This window comes from Pelagibacterium sp. H642, assembly GCF_031202855.1.
GTDB lineage: Bacteria > Pseudomonadota > Alphaproteobacteria > Rhizobiales > Devosiaceae > Pelagibacterium.
The window spans coordinates 1227606-1243925 of sequence record NZ_CP101829.1 but is presented as its reverse complement, the minus strand read 5'-3'; the positions used below and the strand labels follow the sequence as shown (position 1 = coordinate 1243925).

Here is a 16320-nt window from a genome sequence, read left to right as displayed (position 1 = left end):
GTTTTTTTGTTTGGGGACCGAACCATGCTCACATTTTCGCGTACCGTCGCCGCGCTTCTTATCGCCATCGGCATCGCGCTGGCCGGCTGGCTGGGCGGACAGGCGCTGATCGAATCGCGCCAGCCGATCCGGACGGTAACGGTCAAAGGGCTGTCCGAGCGCAATGTGATGGCCAATATCGCCCATTGGCCGATCAAGTTCGTGGCCACCGGCCCCACGCTCGAGGATGCGCGGGCGCAACTGGAAGCCTCCGACGCTGCGGTGCGCGAGTTCCTGACCGGCGCGGGTTTTCCCGAGGATGCGATGAATGTCCAGAACATCCTCGTCGAGGACCGGCTGGCCGGCTACAACGCCTCGGGCACGCCCGACGAGGCGCGGTTCGTTCTGACCGAGGAGTTCATCGTCACATCTGAGGATGTGGAGGCGATCGCGACGGCCTCGCGCAATATCGGCGATCTGCTGCGCGCCGGGGTGGTGTTTTCCTCCGACAGCTACAATGCAGGTCCGAGCTACATCTTTACCGCGCTCAACGATCTAAAGACCGACATGCTGGCCGAGGCCACTCAAAGAGCGCGCGAGGCGGCCGAACAGTTCGCGGCCGAAGCCGGGGCCGAGGTGGGGACGATCCAGACGGCGAACCAGGGCGTGTTCGAGATATTGGCGGCGGTGGAAATCCCCGATCAGCGGCCGGAAAAGCAAATGGAAAAGAAGGTGCGGGTGGTGACGACGATTACCTATTTCCTAGAATAGGTGGCGGTCTCGGCTGCGGCAGGTGCTGTGATCTGCATCCCCCCGGGTTGGTGTCACGGGGGGCGGCATCGCGCGGGCTTAGTGTGTCTGGAAAAACGCGTGTGACCAGCGCGGCAGAGTTAAGCCGCGCAGGCGCGGCATTCGCCGCGGATTTCCATTGTGGTGCGCTTCATGACGAACCCTTCGCGGTCGGCCCAGGCATTGAGGCGGTCGCGGACGACATCGTCGGAGAATTCGGAGACCTGACCGCATTTTTCGCAGATGGCGAAGGCGATGAGTCCAGAGGCGTGGCAATGGGGCTGGGCACAGGCGACGAAGGCGTTCATCGATTCCAGGCGGTGGGCGAGACCCATGTCCAGGAGCTTGTCGAGAGCGCGATAGACTTGGAGCGGGGCGCGCAGGCCTTCATCGCGCAACTGGTCGAGCAGGGCGTAGGCGCTCATAGGCGCTTCGGCCTTTTCCAGCCGGTCGAGAACCAGCGATTGATTGCGGGTGAGATCGGTATGGGCGGTCATTGCGAGACGGCTCCTTTGGATCCGGCAGCGGAATTGGAGTCGGCATTAGCCGGAAACGCTTCGATGGGCAGAATCGAGGTTATGGCGAAAACGCCGAGCGCCGCAACCACGATCGAGGGGCCCGAGGGCGTATCGAAATGAAGCGAGGCCCACAGGCCGGCGAGCACGGCGGCAACGCCGCCCAGGGCAGCATAAAGCGCCATTTGCTCGGGGGTCCGGGCCAGCCGGCGAGCGGCGGTGGCGGGGATGATAAGCATGGCGGTGATGAGCAGCACGCCAAGAATCTTCATGGCGATGGCGATCAGCCCGGCCAACAGCACCATGAAGATCAGCCGTGTGCGCTCGGGGTTGAGCCCTTCGGCCTGGGCGATTTCCTCGGAAACCGTGCCGGCGAGCATGGGCCGCCAGAGGCAGCCCAGAACGGCCAGGACGGCGATGCCGCCGCCATAGACCAGCGCCAGATCGGTGACCGAGACGGCGAGAATGTCGCCGAACAAAAGCCCCATCAGATCGATGCGCACATGCGGCATCAGCGACACCAGCACCAGGCCCAGCGCCAGGGTGGAGTGGCTCAAAAGCCCGAGAAGGGAGTCGGCTGAAAGCGTGCCGCGGCGCTGCAGGAAACCGAGCAGCAGGGCGATTAGCACGGAGATGGCAAAGACGCCCGCGATGGGGGAAAAGGAAAAGAACAGGGCCAGGGCAACCCCGAGAATGGCCGAATGGGCCATGGTGTCACCGAAATAGGCCATGCGCCGCCAGACGATGAAACTGCCCAGCGGCCCGGTGACCGCCGCCAGCCCCACGCCGGCGAGAAGCGCGCGGGTGAAAAAGCTCTCAAGCATGCTTATGGCCCTCATGGTCGCAATGGGGCCCATGGGCGTGGTGGTCGAAATGAAGCTGGCCGGTGGCATCGCGCACCGATCCGTCGGGAAGGTGGGCGTGGTCGTGCTCATGGCGATAGAAGGCCAGCGTCTGGGCGGCGCGCGGGCCGAACAGGGCCGCATATTCGCCGCTGGCCGCCACGGTCTCGGGCGAACCCTGGCAGCAGACATGTCCGTTGAGACAAATCACCGTATCGGTGCGGGCCATCACCACATGCAGATCGTGGGAGATGAGCAGGACGCCGCAGCCGGTCTGGTCCCGGATGGTGCCGATGAGGTCGTAAAGGGCCACTTCGCCGGAGAAATCGACGCCCTGGACGGGCTCGTCGAGAACAAGCAGATCGGGCTTGCCGATGATGGCGCGGGCGATGAGCGCGCGCTGGAATTCCCCGCCCGAGAGGGAATGGACCTGGGCGCGGGCGAGATGGGGGATGCCGACGATGGCAAGCGCCTCGGCGATCTCGGACTTGCCGTGCCGACCGGTCAATCCCATCAGCCGCTCGACCGTCATGGGAAGAGAGCGGTCCATGGCGATTTTTTGCGGCACATAGCCGATTTTGAGTCTTGGCGCGCGCCAGACGGTGCCTTCGTCGGGTTTCAAGATACCCAGCGCGGTCTTCACCGTGGTCGACTTGCCCGAGCCATTGGGGCCGATCAGGGTCACGATCTCGCCGCGGGCGATGGCCATATCGACCCCGCGCACCAGCCAGCGGCCGTCGCGGGCAACGCCGATGCCCTGGACCTTGACGATATCGTCGCGTTGGGGCGCCACGAAGTTTTTCATGCCTTGTTCAGCCCTTGTTGGCTGCGGAGTCCGGGCAGCAGGCGGGCAACCAGTTGGCTCGGACGCGCGTTTAGCGGATTGACAGCGATAGCAACGTTATAGCATTACATCGCAGTGTAATGTCATAACATAGTTGCCCGGAGCCGTTCCGACAATGCCCAATAAAGTCCTTTGTGCTCTTGCGCCTGCCATCGCGGCGCTTCTTTCAGCCACGCCGGCTCTGGCCGCGCCTCAGGTGGTCACCACCATCAAGCCGCTCCATTCGCTGGTTTCCGGTGTCATGGAGGGCGTGGGCGAGCCGCAATTGCTGATCGAGGGCGCAGCCAGCCCGCACGGGTTTTCCATGCGCCCGTCAGACGCCGCCAAGCTCGAAAGCGCCGAGATCGTCTTCTGGATCGGGGAGGGCATGGAAACCTTTCTCGCCGGGCCGCTGGACACGTTGGCCTCGGACGCAACGCAAGTCGAGATGATGGCGGTGGAAGGGATTTCCATTCTTCCGTTGCGCGAAGGCGGGCTGTTCGAACCCCATAGCCACGGGGACGAGGATCACGCCCATGGCGAAGGCGAGGCGCACGATCACGACCATCACCATGAGCATGGGGACGCCCATATCTGGCTCGATCCGCAGAATGCACGGCTGATGGTGGCGGCGATCGCCGATGCGTTGATCGCGGCCGACCCGGACAACGCCGAGACCTATAATGCCAATGGCCAGGAGTTGGCAGCTCGTCTCGACCAGCTCCAGCAGGAGATCGATGCACAGATCGCGCCGGCGCGGGGCAAGCCGTTCTTCGTCTTCCATGATGCCTATCATGCCTTCGAGAACCGCTTCGATATCGAAGCAACCGGCAGCTTTACGGTCAATCCCGAAGTCTCGCCCGGTGCCGGCCGGCTGACGGAAATCCAGGGCGTCGTGGCCGAGACGGGCGCTGCTTGCCTGTTCGCCGAACCGCAATTTTCTCCGCAGGTGATCGAAACGGTAGCCGAGGGAACCGGTGCCCGGATCGGAACGCTCGATCCGCTCGGCGCCGAGATCGCGGACGGACCGGATCTCTATTTCACGCTGATCGAAACCATGGCGACCAGCCTTACAGATTGCCTCGCCGACTGATCCGGTTTGCCTGCCGGATCGGCTTGGCCGGGGCATCAGGGACGGGAGCTTGCGGTGAGCTCCCGTCCCGCCCTCCTTCTCCAAAGATACTGCGCTGCCGGGACCCCTCTGGCCTTGGCTTTGCAAAATTTTGTTATGTTATACCATTTAGAAAGGAAGACGAAATGCGTTCAATCTCCTTGCACGCCGCGCTGTTGGCCGGCCTGGCCCTGCCCGGTTCGGTTCTGGCCGATGAGGTGACCCTTTATCGCGCCTTCGTCGCCGATCAGGCCGAGAACACGGTCAGCGTCGTCGATCTCGAGGCCGGCGAAGTGATCGAGGCCTTCACGCTCGAAGGGCCGGCGCGGCTCTATGGGACCTCGAGCGGGCAGACCGTCTTTGCCGTCCAGGGCGACAACGATATCGTGCAGGCGATCTCGACCGGGGTCGTGATCGACGATCACGGGGACCACGGCGATATCGAGATCAGCGACCCCAGCCTCATCGACGGTTCGGTCGAGGGTGACTATCCGGTCCACTTCGTTGAGCATCACGGACAGATCGCGCTGTTTTTCGACAATGAAGGAGTGGCCAAGATCATCGATGAATCCGGTTTCGGGACCGATGAACCGCGGGTTGTCTCTTCGAGCGCGCCCCATCACGGGGTCGCGGCGGCCTATGGCGACCATGTGCTGATCACCGAGCCGCATCCGGAAGACCCGTCCAATCTGCCCGTGGGGATCAATGTCCTTGACGGTGACGACAACCCGATCGGGGAAACCCATGCATGTCCCGGTTTGCATGGGGAGGCAAGCTCGGGCAATCTGCTCGCCATCGCTTGCGAAACCGGGCTGCTGCTGGTCACCGACAGCGCCGAAGGGCCGCAGGTTAGCCATCTCCCCTATGCCGACGATCTGCCCGAGGGCAAGGTTTCCACGCTCCTGGGCGGGGTCGGCATTCAGTACTTCCTGGGCAATTTCGGTGCCGACCGGGTGGTGGTGATCGACCCGGCGGAAGAAAGCTTCAACCTCATCGACTTGCCCACGCGCCGGGTTCACTTCGCTGTCGATAACGTGCGGCCGCAATATGCCTATATCTTCACCGAGGACGGCGATTTGCACCGGCTCAATACGCTTTCGGGGCAATTCGAGGGCAAGCTGACGCTGACCGAACCCTATTCCATGGACGGCCATTGGGCCGATCCGCGGCCGCGCATCGCGGTGGCGGGCGATGAAATCCTGGTGACCGACCCGAGGGAGAGCACCATTCACCGCGTCGACGCGCAAGCGTTCGAGCCGGCGGGCGAGATCGCCGTGCCCGGATTGCCCTATGAAATCGTCGTCGCCGGCGGTTCGGGCGCTGTCCACTGACGACTTCGGGGGCCGCTTCGGCGGCCCTAACCACACAAGGTCTCACACCATGGATACCCGTCTTCCCGTGACCGTGCTGTCGGGATTTCTCGGCGCCGGCAAGACGACCCTGCTCAACCACGTGCTCGCCAATCGCGCCGGCATCAAGGTAGCGGTGATCGTCAACGACATGAGCGAAATCAATATCGATGCCGAACTGATCCGCGAGGGCGGCGCCAATCTCTCGCGCACCGACGAGCAGCTCGTTGAAATGACCAATGGGTGCATCTGCTGCACCCTGCGCGACGATCTTCTGAACGAAGTGCGGCGGTTGGCGCTCGAGGGGCGGTTCGACTATCTGCTGATCGAATCCACCGGCATTTCCGAACCGCTTCCTGTGGCAGCGACCTTTGCGTTTCGCGATGAAGACGCCCGCAGCCTATCCGACCATGCCCGGCTCGACACGATGGTGACGGTGGTCGATGCCGCCAACCTCCTTTCCCATTATGGCTCGCACGACCAGTTGGTCGATCACGGCGAAAGCCTGGGGGACGGCGACGAACGCACGCTGGTCGATCTCCTGGTCGAGCAGATCGAATTTGCCGATGTGGTCGTGCTCAACAAGGTGTCGACGGCGACCTCCGAGCAGCGGGACGCCGCGCTCAAGATCATCCGCTCGCTCAACGCCGAGGCGCGGATCGTCGAGGCCGACTATGGCAGGGTTGAGCTCGGCGACATCGTGGGCACCGGCCGGTTCGATTTCGAGCGCGCGCAAACCCACCCGCTCTGGTTCAGGGAGCTCAACGGGTTTGCCGACCATGTGCCCGAAACCGAGGAGTACGGCATCCGATCCTTTGTCTACCGTGCGCGAAGACCGTTCGTGCCGCAGCTTTTCGACAGGTTTTTGAATTCGGCCTGGCCGGGCGTGGTGCGCGCCAAGGGGTTCTTCTGGCTGGCCACGCGTCCCGATTTCGTGGGCGAGGTGAGCCAGGCCGGAGCGCTGGTGCGCAACCAAAAGCGGGGGCGATGGTGGTCCTCGGTACCACAGGCCCGATGGCCTGACGATCCGGATTGGCAAATGGCCATGAAGGGCTATTTCGATCCGGTCTGGGGCGACCGTCGCCAGGAGATCGTTTTCATCGGCTGCGACCCCATGGACGAGGCCGCGCTGCGCAAGGCGCTCGATGCCTGCCTCGTGCCGGCCCGAAATTTCACGCCGGAAAACTGGGCAGGCCTGCCCGATCCTTTCCCGAGCTGGAGCTAACGGATCGGCCCCTTGAAGATGAAGAAGGCACCTAGGGCGATAAAGCCGAAGCCCAGGACGTGGTTGAGGGTGAATTTTTCGCCCAGATAGAAGATGGCAAAGAGCGCGAAGACCGAAAGCGAGATCACTTCCTGAATGGTCTTGAGTTCGGCGGCTGAGTAGACGCCATAGCCGATCCGGTTGGCAGGCACGGCGAGCCAGTATTCAAAAAAGGCGATGCCCCAGCTCACCAGCACGACCGTCCAAAGCGCTGTGGCGGGGAATTTCAGATGCCCGTACCAGGCGAAGGTCATAAAGACGTTCGAGGCGATGAGCAGGAGGATGGGAGCGAAAAGGGAAGCGAGCGAAGGGGCTGCAGCAAGGGTGGCGGGCATCGATGGGGCTCACGCAAAAGCCCGCCACGATGGCGGGCTGGCATGGGCCTATCCAGTGCGCCTGAGCGGGGGAAAATCAAGCGCAATGTTAAGAAAAAGTGCAACCGTCGAGACGTTGGCAAGCGCTGCTGCTGGATTCCGGGAATAAATCCCGGAATGACATGGTGGTGGGGAGGTGAGCGGTGCCTGAAACGACCGCCTGCATTGGATCATTTCTAAACTTCGCCCCTGATGTGCGGGCGCACCTTGCCGCGGTAGAACTCGGCGAGCTGGGCGTGCACCTCGCTTGAAAGCTCGGGCAGGTCGCTCGCTTCCGCATTGACGCCGATCTGCTCGGGGTTGGAGACGCCGGTGATGATGGTGGATACCGCGTCATGATCCAAGATCCAGCGCAGGGCGAAAAGGCTCATGCGCTGACCTTCGGGCACGAAGCCGCGCAATTGGTCGGCAAGGTCGACCCCGGTTTCGAACGGGATGCCGCCGAAGGTTTCCCCGACCGAAAAGGCCTGCCCGTCGCGATTGTAGCTGCGGTGGTCGGTGGGGGAGAATTCGGTCTCGCGCGTGTATTTGCCAGAGAGCAGGCCCGACGCGAGGGGGAGGCGCACGATGATACCGACATCGCGCTGCTTGGCCTTTTCCAGCAGCCCGTCGGCGGCGTCCTGGCGGAAGACGTTGAAGATGATCTGCAGGGTGGAGAGCCCATCCTGCTCAAGGCAGATCTCGGCCTCTTCGATGGTTTCGACGCTGGCGCCCCAGTTTTTAACGAGGCCCTCGGCCTGAAGCTCGTCCATCCAGGAAAAGATCTCGCCCGCTTCGAGCACGTCGCGCGGCACGCAATGGAGCTGGGCAAGGTCGATGGTATCGACGAGCAGCCGGCGCGCCGATTCCTCGAGGCTGTCCTTGATGCCGCCCTTTGTGTACTTGTCCGGGTAGAGCGCGGACGAGCGGCCCACCTTGGTGGCGACCACCAGATCTTCGGGCTTGCCGTAAAAGGTGCCGATGCGGTGTTCGGAGAGCCCATTGCCATAGACGTCGGCGGTGTCCCAGAAATTGACGCCCAGCCGGGCGGCGTTGGCGAGAATGGTCGAGGCCTCGGTGTCTTCGATCGGTCCGAAATCGCCCCCCAATTGCCAGCAGCCCAGCCCGATTTCCGAAACCCAAAGGCCCGTCTTGCCCAACCGCCGCATCTTCATGGTCGTCGTCTCTCCCGTTGCCGTTTTTGTGATAGGCGAGCCCGCCCCCCGATGCAATTGACTCGAACTTAGTGGGCGTGTCAGAGGTTAAACCGTGTTGGTTCCCCTTTCGTTGCAAGAGTCGGGAGGGGAAGCAAAAGGGAACACGGTGCGGACGACCCTGACGGGGCCAATGCCGTGGCTGCCCCCGCAACTGTAAGTCGCGATGGATCATCTCCGAAACGCCACTGGCCGACATGGCCGGGAAGGGGAGGCGATCCGGCCGAGCGGCGAGCCAGGAGACCTGCCAGCACGTCCGGACGCGGCTTTCAAACGGGAGCCTCGTGCATCACTCAATTCCCGCGTCGGGTGGACGCGCAAGAGGCTTAAACTATGACAGAGACTAAGATTCCGACCACAGTGGTCACGGGGTTCCTGGGCGCCGGCAAGACGACGCTGGTGCGCCACCTGCTCGGCCACGCCAAGGGCAAGCGCATCGCGCTCATCATCAACGAATTCGGCGATATCGGGGTGGACAAGGATATCCTTGCCGGGTGCGGTGACGAAACGTGCCGCGAAGAGGACATGATCGAGCTGGCGAACGGCTGCATCTGCTGCACGGTGGCCGACGACTTCATTCCCACCATGAAAGCGATTCTCGCCCGGCCCGATCGGCCCGACCATATTGTCATCGAAACCTCGGGGCTCGCCCTGCCCCAGCCGCTTATCCGCGCCTTCAACTGGCCCGAGATCAAGGCGGAAGTGACGATCGACGGCGTTGTGACTGTCGCCGACGCGGCAGCGCTCGCCGAGGGGCGGTTCGCCGCCAATGAAGCGGCTGTGGATGCCCAGCGCCGGCTCGATGAGATGCTCGACCACGATACCCCGCTCGGTGAATTGTTCGAGGATCAGTTGGTGGCCGCCGACATGATCGTGCTCAATAAGACCGACCTTGTGGACGGCGCGGCGCTCGAGGCGGTGGAAGCCGAATTGCGCGAGCATATGCGCAAGGGCACCTCCATCGTACGGGCGGCCAACGGGCATGTGGATGCCATGGCGCTTCTGGGTCTGGGGATGGGGTCGGAAGACGACCTTTCCGGCCGCGAAAGCCATCATGAGATGGATCACGGCGGAGAAGGCCATGAGCACGACGATTTCGATTCCTTTTCGGTGACGCTGCCGTCCGGGCCTGGACGCGACCAGTTGCTGGCGGCGATCGCCGACACCATCGCCACCCATGACGTGCTGCGCCTCAAAGGCTTTGCCGCCATCCCCGGCGCCAAGGCGCGGCTGGCCATCCAGGCGGTGGGGCCGCGGGTCAACGCCTATTTCGACCGCGAATGGAATGCCGATGAAGAACGACTCACCCGCCTCGTCGTGATCGGGGAAAGCCCGCTGGCGCGCGAAGAGATTGAAGCGAGCCTCCAGAAGGTGATGCAGGCAGCCTGATTGGGGCGTCACGCTAACCGCCTCGATTCCGGTTTATCCTCGCTTTCGGGCGGATCGGTACAATCCGTCTGCAAGCGCAACCGGTAGGAGCATGACCCATGGCTCGCGAACAGATCAGCTTTACCACCTGCAATCTCTATAACCTCAACAGGCCCGGCCTTCCCATCTATCAGGGCGAGGGCTGGACCCAGGCCCAGTATGACGAAAAGATCTCATGGCTGGGCATCGCGCTCGAGGTGATGGCGGCAGACGTGATCGGCTTTCAGGAACTCTGGCATGCTGGGGCGCTCGACGATGCGCTGATGGCGGCGGGGTTGGAGACCAGTCACAGAGCGCTGGTGCCCCAGGGACACGAGGGGCAGGGCATCGTCTGCGCGGCGGCGGTACGTTCCGAATGGCTGGTGGGCGAGCCCGAATGGATCGCCGATTTCCCCGAAAATTTCCGGCTGCAAAGCCAGGGAGACGACCCGCAGACGCCCGAAATCGATGTTTCGATCGACAGGTTCTCGCGTCCGGTGCTCCATTTCACAATCCAGCCGGTGGAAACCCAGCAGCCGATCGCGGTCTATGTCTGTCATCTCAAATCGAAATCCCCGACCCAGATCTACCGCGAAAGCTGGTATGAGCGCGAAATCCATTCGCGCTATTCCACCGCGCTTGGCTATGCGATTTCGACCATCCGCCGCACGGCGGAGGCTGCGGCGCTGCGCATGATGCTGATCGAGCGGATGCGCGGCAACGACATGCCGGTGATCGTGCTCGGCGACATCAACGACGAGACACTGTCCAACACCGCCAATGTCTTGACCGGCCAGCCGCGTTACCTGCTGGGGCTCTCGGCGGGCGGCGGGGACGCCTCGCTCTATACAGCCCAGACGCTGCAGCAATATCGCTCGACGCGCGATGTCTATTACACCCACATCTTCCAGAACGAACGTACCTCGCTCGACCATATTCTGGTGAGCCAGGAGTTCTACGACAATTCGCGGCGGCGCATCTGGTCGTTCCAGGGGCTCGATATTCTCAATGACCATCTGAACCGCGACGATCACCGGGAAACCGGCACCACCGATCACGGCATCGTCCGCGCGACGTTCCAACTCCAGCCCGCACAGGTCGCCTAGTCCATGCATCTTCTCGCCGCACAAGCCGGAGCATTGCAGCAGGAGGGCGAGGCCATCGACCTCGCCCAGACGCCGGGGGCGTTCGCCTTTGCCTCTTCGGCCGATAGCGAGCTGGCCATGCTGGCGGCGGCGGCGGACCGGGCCGGCGAGGAGGGCCTGCGGCTGGCCAATCTGATGCGGCTGACGCACAATTTCTCGATCGATCTCTGGTGCGAGGATACGCTTTCCCACGCCAGGCTGATCGTCATCCGGCTGATCGGCGGGGCAGCTTACTGGCCCTATGGGTGCGACGAGATCGAGATGCTGGCGCGGCGCAAGGGAATCGCGCTGGCCTTCCTGCCGGGGGATTCCAACCCCGATCCGGTGCTGCTCGGGCGTTCGACAATTGCCGAGACCGATTGGCATAGCCTGCATCGGCTGTTCCTGGCCGGCGGACCGGACAATGCCGATGCGATTTTGGCGGCGTTTCGGGCGCTGGCGGAGGGGAGGCCGGTGCCCGAGATGGCGAAGGCATTCCCCGCGTTCGGGTTTTGGGATCGCGGGCGGGGGATTGTCGAGACGTTCGATCCCGTGGCGCCCCCCTTGTCCGACCCGGCTTCGCCGGTCCCTCTTCTCCCTCAAGGGGAGAAGAGGGACTTGTCGCTTGCACCGCGAGACAAGCCACTCTCCCTCCGACACTCCATTCCTATCCTCTTCTATCGCGCCGTTCTCGAAGGAGCCGGCACGGCGACGCTCGAGGCGTTGATTGATGGGCTGGAGGCACAGGGTTTGGTGCCGGTGCCGATAGTCGTCTCATCGCTCAAGGCATCCGATTGCGCCCGGTTCGTGCGCGAAGCGCTGGGACAATTGCAGCCGGCGGCGATCTTCAATCTCACCGGCTTCGCGCTGGGGGTGAACGATCTGACCCCGGAGGCCAATCCGTTCGCGCTGACCGATGCGCCGGTGATTCAGCTCGTCCAGGGCTCGCGCCCGCCGGTGATGTGGGAGGCCGATCCGCGCGGGCTAACGAGCAAGGACCTCGCCATGCAGGTCGTATTGCCCGAGATCGACGGGCGGGTGGGGGCGCTGATCGTGGGGCACAAGGCGGAAGCCGTGTGGCACGAGCGGACGCAATGCCCGTTGACCTCGTTCACGCCCGAACCCGATGGGGTGCGGCGGGCGGTGGAGCTGGCGAAAAATTATGCGCGGCTGCAGGGAAAGGCTCCGGCGGAGCGCAAGATCGGACTGGTGCTGGCCAATTATCCGTTGCGTGACGGGCGGCTGGCCAATGGCGTGGGGTATGACGCGCCGCAATCGACGGTTGAGATTTTGCGGGTGCTTGCGGGGGAGGGGTATGACGTTGGTGGTCTACCGCAACCGGCGGCTGATTTGGCAGTCTCAGCGTCCCCCTCATCCGACCGCTTCGCGGCCACCCTCTCCCACCAGGGGAGATGGGAAGCTGAGCTTGTGGAGGCTTCGGAGCTTGCCAAAAGAGCCCCACTCTCCCCTGGTGGGAGAGGGGATGGGAGTGAGGGGGGCGCTGAGCTCGCCAGGAGCGGGAGTGTTGGTGTTTTCGGCTCCGGCACCGCGTTGATCGAATATCTCCAGACAGGTCCGACCAACGCCCGGCCCCAGCATGGCACATCCGACGCGGTGATGCCGCTCGAGCGGTACAAGCAATTGTTTGCTGACCTCCATCCCTGCATCACCCAGGACGTGCCGGCCCGATGGGGGGAGCCGGAGGCCGATCCCTTCGTGCGCGGGGATGCGTTCCATTTGCCGGTCAAGATATTCGGCAATGTCGCGATCCTGCTCCAGCCGGCGCGGGCGTACGATGTTTCCGAGGAAGAGAGCTTCCACGATCCCAATCTCGTGCCGCCTCATGCCTATATCGCCGCCTATCTGTGGCTGCGGCATGAATTCGGGATCGACGCGCTGATCCACAATGGCAAGCATGGCAATCTCGAATGGCTGCCGGGCAAGGCCAATGCGCTCGATACCGAAAGCTACCCTTCCGTGCTCTGGGGGCAGGTGCCCCATTTCTATCCTTTTATCGTCAACGATCCGGGCGAGGGCACGCAGGCCAAGCGCCGGACGGGTGCGACGATCATCGACCATCTGGTGCCGCCGCTGACGCGGGCCGAAACCTATGGGCCGCTCAAGGATCTCGAAGCGCTGCTCGATGAATATTATGCGGCCATCGGGATGGATCAGCGGCGGCTGGACAGTCTCAAGCGCAGGATTCTCGACTTTTCCCGCGATGCGCGGCTCGACGCGGATCTGAAACTGCCAGAGGACGAAACGGCGGCGCTCAACCAGATCGACAATTTCCTTTGTGAACTCAAGGAGTCCCAGATTCGGGACGGGCTGCATGTCTTCGGGCGGTCGCCGCAAGGAGATTTCGAGCGCGATCTTCTGGTCGCCTTTGCCCGCGTGCCGCGCGGGGACGGCAAGGGTGGCGATGCCTCGCTGATCCGGGCGCTGGCCGATGATCTCAAACTCGGTGTCGATCCGCTCGATCTGGACGGGGCCGCCCCATGGGCCGGACCCAGCCCGGACGCGCTCGATAATGGCGGGGCGTGGCGAACCGGCGGAGATACCGTCGAACGGCTGGAAGCGCTGGCGGCGGAACTGGTGACGGGGCGCGAGCCCGAACCCGATTGGGAGGCGGCCAGAGCCGTGCTGGAGACGGTTGAAACCATCATCCGGCCGAGGCTGGCCGCCTCGGGGCCGGGCGAGATCAAGGCGCTGCTCGACGGACTGGACGGGAAATTCGTGGCACCGGGGCCATCGGGAGCGCCGACGCGGGGGCGGATCGATACGCTGCCAACGGGACGCAATTTCTATTCGGTCGACAACCGCGCCATTCCGACCCAGACGGCATGGGCGCTGGGGCAGAAAGCGGCTGACAATTTGCTCAAGCGCCACTTTCAGGATCACGGCACCTATCCGCAGGCGATCGCCATGAGCGTCTGGGGCACGGCCAATATGCGCACCGGGGGCGACGACATCGCCCAGGTGCTGGCGCTGATCGGGGCGAGGCCGGTCTGGCAGGGCACTTCGCTCTCGGTCATGGGCTATGAGATCATCCCGCTCGCCAAGCTCGGGCGGCCGCGGGTGGATGTGACCTTGCGGATATCGGGGCTGTTTCGCGATGCTTTCCCCGCCCAGATCGCCTTGTTCGACAAGGCGGTGCGGGCCATCGGAGCGCTGGACGAGCCGGTCGAGGACAACCCGATCGCCGCCCGCATGCGCACCGATGCGCTGGTGCTGATGCAAGGTGGATCGTCCGAGCAAGACGCCGCCCTGCGCGCCGGGCACCGCATCTTCGGGGCGGCGCCGGGCGGCTATGGCGTCGGTGTCGGCAAGCTGATCGAGAGCGGGAAATGGCAGGATAAGGCCGATCTCGCCGAGGCGGTGCTGGCCAGCGGGCAATTTGCCTATGGCGCCCACGCCGAGGGAGTGGCGGAAAAGGCGTTGTTCGCCGACCGGCTGAAAGGGGCGGATGCGGTGGTCCATGTGCAGGACAATTTAGAGCACGATCTGCTCGATTCCGACCAATACTACCAGTTCGAAGGCGGGCTCTCGGCGGCGGTGGAAGCGCTGTCGGGCGCGCGCCCGGCGGCCTATCATCTCGATACGTCCCGGCCTGAAACGCCAAAGGTGCGCACGCTCGAGGAAGAGGTGGCGCGGGTGATGCGGGCCCGAGTGGTCAATCCCAAATGGATCGAAGGGATGAAGCGCCACGGCTATCGCGGGGCGTTCGAGATTGTTGCGACGGTCGATTTCATGTTCGGGTTCGCCGCCACCACGGGGGCCGTCAAATCGCACCATTTCGACATGGCCTTCGCCGCGTTTGTCGAGGACGAAGCGACGCGGGAATTCCTGATGACCGCCAACCGGTTCGGCTATGAGGAGCTTATCGAAAGATTCAACCAGGCCCGAGAACGCGGGTTCTGGGCGCCACGTTCAAACTCGGTGTTTCACTATCTTGCATCCTAGGAAGGGTCCATGAGCCAAGCCGTCAATCTCGCCCAAAAGCTCGATCTTTTTAGCCAGCATTGGTCGCCCAAGATCGTCAGCCAATTTAATGGCCACGATATCATGGTTGCCAAGCTCGAGGGTGAATTCACCTGGCACCACCACGATGACACAGACGATTTCTTCTTCGTCGTCTCGGGCCACCTGACTATCGAGCTCGAAGACGGCCGTGTGGATCTGGGGCCTGGCGAGCTGTACGTAATTCCTAAGGGGGTGCGTCATCGGCCAGTGGCCCATGGAGAGGTGCATGTCATGCTCATCGAGAAGGCCGGCACGCCCAATACGGGCGATGCGGCAACAGCCGCTGAAAAGAACTGGATTTGAGGACGCACGATGACCGACCGTCAGCCCAAGAAAACCGATACGATGACCGAGGCGGAGCGCGACGCCTACCATGCCGAAAAGATGCGCAAAAAGAAGGTGGCGCGCGACAAGCTGGTGGCGGCCAATCAAGCCGAAAAGGGTCTGCTGATCGTCCATACCGGCAAGGGCAAGGGCAAGTCGACGGCGGCGTTCGGCATGGTGTTCCGCGGCATCGCCCATGGGTTCAAGGTGGGTATCGTCCAGTTCGTCAAGGGCAAGTGGCACACCGGCGAGCGTGATATTTTGGAGCACTTCCCCGATCAGGTGTCGATCAACGCCATGGGTGACGGGTTCACCTGGGACACCCAGGACCGCCAGCGCGATCTGGCCGCGGCGCGCCAGGCCTGGGATCGGGCCAAGGAGCTGATCGCCGATCCCGACTATCAGATGGTGCTGCTCGACGAGCTCAACATCTGCCTGCGCTACGACTATCTGCCGCTCGATGAGGTGATCGAGACGCTCAAGAACAAGCCGACCGACAAGCACGTGATCGTGACCGGCCGCAATGCCAAAGACGAGCTGATCGAGATCGCCGACCTCGTGACCGAGATGACGCTGGTCAAGCATCCCTTCCGAGAGCAGGGGGTGAAGGCTCAGGCGGGGATTGAGTTTTAGCCGTCGGCAGCCTCAGCGATCAGAAGCACGCGCCGTCTTGGCCAAGGCTCTGGCCTAAGCGGTTGACGATGGAATCGAAATTGGGAACGTCGATGGCAGGGTAGTCCAGGCGCACATTGGCGGTTTGGGTGCCGTCGCAGACCAGCAGAGCCTTGGCATAAAAGACGTGTCCGCCGCGGGTGCCGCCCCAGGCGGCCCAATCGGGGGTTTCCGAGCGGTAGGTGATGGCCCAGCCATCGTTCTCGTCAGCGCGGATGCGGGCGCTGGTTTCCGCCATGAAATCATTTCCCATGGCCGGGGCGCCCCAGGCGGTGATAGTGGCGCGGCCGTTTTCGGCGCGGAAGCGCTTGCCGTCGCCCTGGACCGGCGCGCTGCCCTCGGCATGAAAGCCCGCGGGAATGTCCACCGCCATGCCGAATCGCGGATTGACGTAGCGCGACCATTCCGCAGCCAGCAAAGGCCCGGAAATACTGGCGAAAATGATCAATGCGGCAAGAAGACGGCTCGACATGGCGCGATGATTGCCCGGCGATTGTGGCATTCGCAAGCCTGGGAATTTTCAAGTGACGG

15 protein-coding genes and 1 riboswitch are annotated in these 16320 nt (G+C 63.2%); of the genes, 9 read left to right on the top strand and 6 right to left on the bottom strand.

What is annotated here, in order from left to right:
• Positions 1–24: 24 nt before the first annotated feature.
• Complete coding sequence (locus tag NO934_RS06130; RefSeq protein ID WP_309162948.1) at positions 25–750, top strand: SIMPL domain-containing protein; 726 nt, start codon at positions 25–27, stop codon at positions 748–750.
• A 119-nt stretch (positions 751–869) separates the two neighbouring features.
• Here NO934_RS06130 and NO934_RS06125 read toward each other — a convergent pair whose 3' ends face one another.
• From NO934_RS06125 to NO934_RS06115, 3 genes are read right to left on the bottom strand one after another with little or no spacing between them, the layout of a single operon-like run.
• On the bottom strand, positions 870–1265 hold the full coding sequence (locus tag NO934_RS06125; protein WP_309162947.1) for a Fur family transcriptional regulator: 396 nt from the start codon (positions 1263–1265) through the stop codon (positions 870–872).
• The gene (locus NO934_RS06120; protein WP_375143292.1) at positions 1262–2140 is read right to left on the bottom strand and encodes a metal ABC transporter permease; all 879 of its coding nucleotides are present in this window, start codon (positions 2138–2140) and stop codon (positions 1262–1264) included. The genes NO934_RS06125 and NO934_RS06120 overlap by 4 nt, the downstream gene beginning before the upstream one ends.
• The gene (locus tag NO934_RS06115) at positions 2100–2930 is read right to left on the bottom strand and encodes a metal ABC transporter ATP-binding protein (protein ID WP_309162944.1); all 831 of its coding nucleotides are present in this window, start codon (positions 2928–2930) and stop codon (positions 2100–2102) included. The genes NO934_RS06120 and NO934_RS06115 overlap by 41 nt, the downstream gene beginning before the upstream one ends.
• Positions 2931–3084: 154 nt before the next feature.
• Here NO934_RS06115 and znuA point away from each other — a divergent pair, with 154 nt between their 5' ends.
• From znuA to NO934_RS06100, 3 genes are all read left to right on the top strand, one after another.
• Complete coding sequence (znuA, locus tag NO934_RS06110; RefSeq protein ID WP_309162943.1) at positions 3085–4041, top strand: zinc ABC transporter substrate-binding protein ZnuA; 957 nt, start codon at positions 3085–3087, stop codon at positions 4039–4041.
• A 164-nt stretch (positions 4042–4205) separates the two neighbouring features.
• Positions 4206–5390, top strand: a complete 1185-nt coding sequence (aztD, locus tag NO934_RS06105; protein ID WP_309162942.1) for a zinc metallochaperone AztD — start codon at positions 4206–4208, stop codon at positions 5388–5390.
• Between the two features lie 49 nt (positions 5391–5439).
• Positions 5440–6633 carry a GTP-binding protein gene (locus NO934_RS06100; protein WP_309162940.1) on the top strand — a complete coding sequence of 398 codons (1194 nt, stop codon included), beginning with the start codon at positions 5440–5442 and terminating at the stop codon, positions 6631–6633.
• Here NO934_RS06100 and NO934_RS06095 read toward each other — a convergent pair.
• Both NO934_RS06095 and NO934_RS06090 read right to left on the bottom strand, forming a co-directional pair.
• On the bottom strand, positions 6630–7007 hold the full coding sequence (locus NO934_RS06095; protein WP_309162939.1) for a DMT family protein: 378 nt from the start codon (positions 7005–7007) through the stop codon (positions 6630–6632). The genes NO934_RS06100 and NO934_RS06095 overlap by 4 nt on opposite strands.
• A gap of 215 nt (positions 7008–7222) precedes the next feature.
• The gene (locus tag NO934_RS06090) at positions 7223–8200 is read right to left on the bottom strand and encodes an aldo/keto reductase (protein ID WP_309162938.1); all 978 of its coding nucleotides are present in this window, start codon (positions 8198–8200) and stop codon (positions 7223–7225) included.
• Between the two features lie 81 nt (positions 8201–8281).
• A riboswitch (cobalamin riboswitch) is annotated at positions 8282–8506 on the top strand.
• Between the two features lie 66 nt (positions 8507–8572).
• Between NO934_RS06090 and cobW the strand changes: the two genes are divergently transcribed.
• The 5 genes from cobW (at position 8573) to cobO (ending at position 15750) form a co-directional block, all read left to right on the top strand.
• Positions 8573–9628 (top strand): cobalamin biosynthesis protein CobW, encoded by a 1056-nt coding sequence (gene cobW / locus NO934_RS06085; RefSeq protein WP_309162937.1) that lies wholly within the window; start codon positions 8573–8575, stop codon positions 9626–9628.
• A gap of 98 nt (positions 9629–9726) precedes the next feature.
• Positions 9727–10752: an endonuclease/exonuclease/phosphatase family protein gene (locus NO934_RS06080; protein WP_309162936.1), complete on the top strand. Its 1026-nt coding sequence runs from the start codon at positions 9727–9729 to the stop codon at positions 10750–10752.
• A gap of 3 nt (positions 10753–10755) precedes the next feature.
• The gene (cobN, locus tag NO934_RS06075) at positions 10756–14733 is read left to right on the top strand and encodes a cobaltochelatase subunit CobN (protein WP_309162935.1); all 3978 of its coding nucleotides are present in this window, start codon (positions 10756–10758) and stop codon (positions 14731–14733) included.
• A gap of 9 nt (positions 14734–14742) precedes the next feature.
• Positions 14743–15096, top strand: coding sequence for a cupin domain-containing protein (locus NO934_RS06070; protein ID WP_309162934.1), 354 nt, complete (start codon positions 14743–14745; stop codon positions 15094–15096).
• 9 nt (positions 15097–15105) lie between these two features.
• Positions 15106–15750 carry a cob(I)yrinic acid a,c-diamide adenosyltransferase gene (gene cobO / locus NO934_RS06065; protein ID WP_309162933.1) on the top strand — a complete coding sequence of 215 codons (645 nt, stop codon included), beginning with the start codon at positions 15106–15108 and terminating at the stop codon, positions 15748–15750.
• Positions 15751–15769: 19 nt separating this feature from the next.
• On the opposite strand, the gene NO934_RS06060 is transcribed toward cobO, so the two are convergent.
• A complete protein-coding gene (locus NO934_RS06060; RefSeq protein ID WP_309162932.1) occupies positions 15770–16261 on the bottom strand; it encodes a hypothetical protein in 492 nt (163 codons plus the stop codon).
• Between the last annotated feature and the right edge of the window lie 59 nt (positions 16262–16320).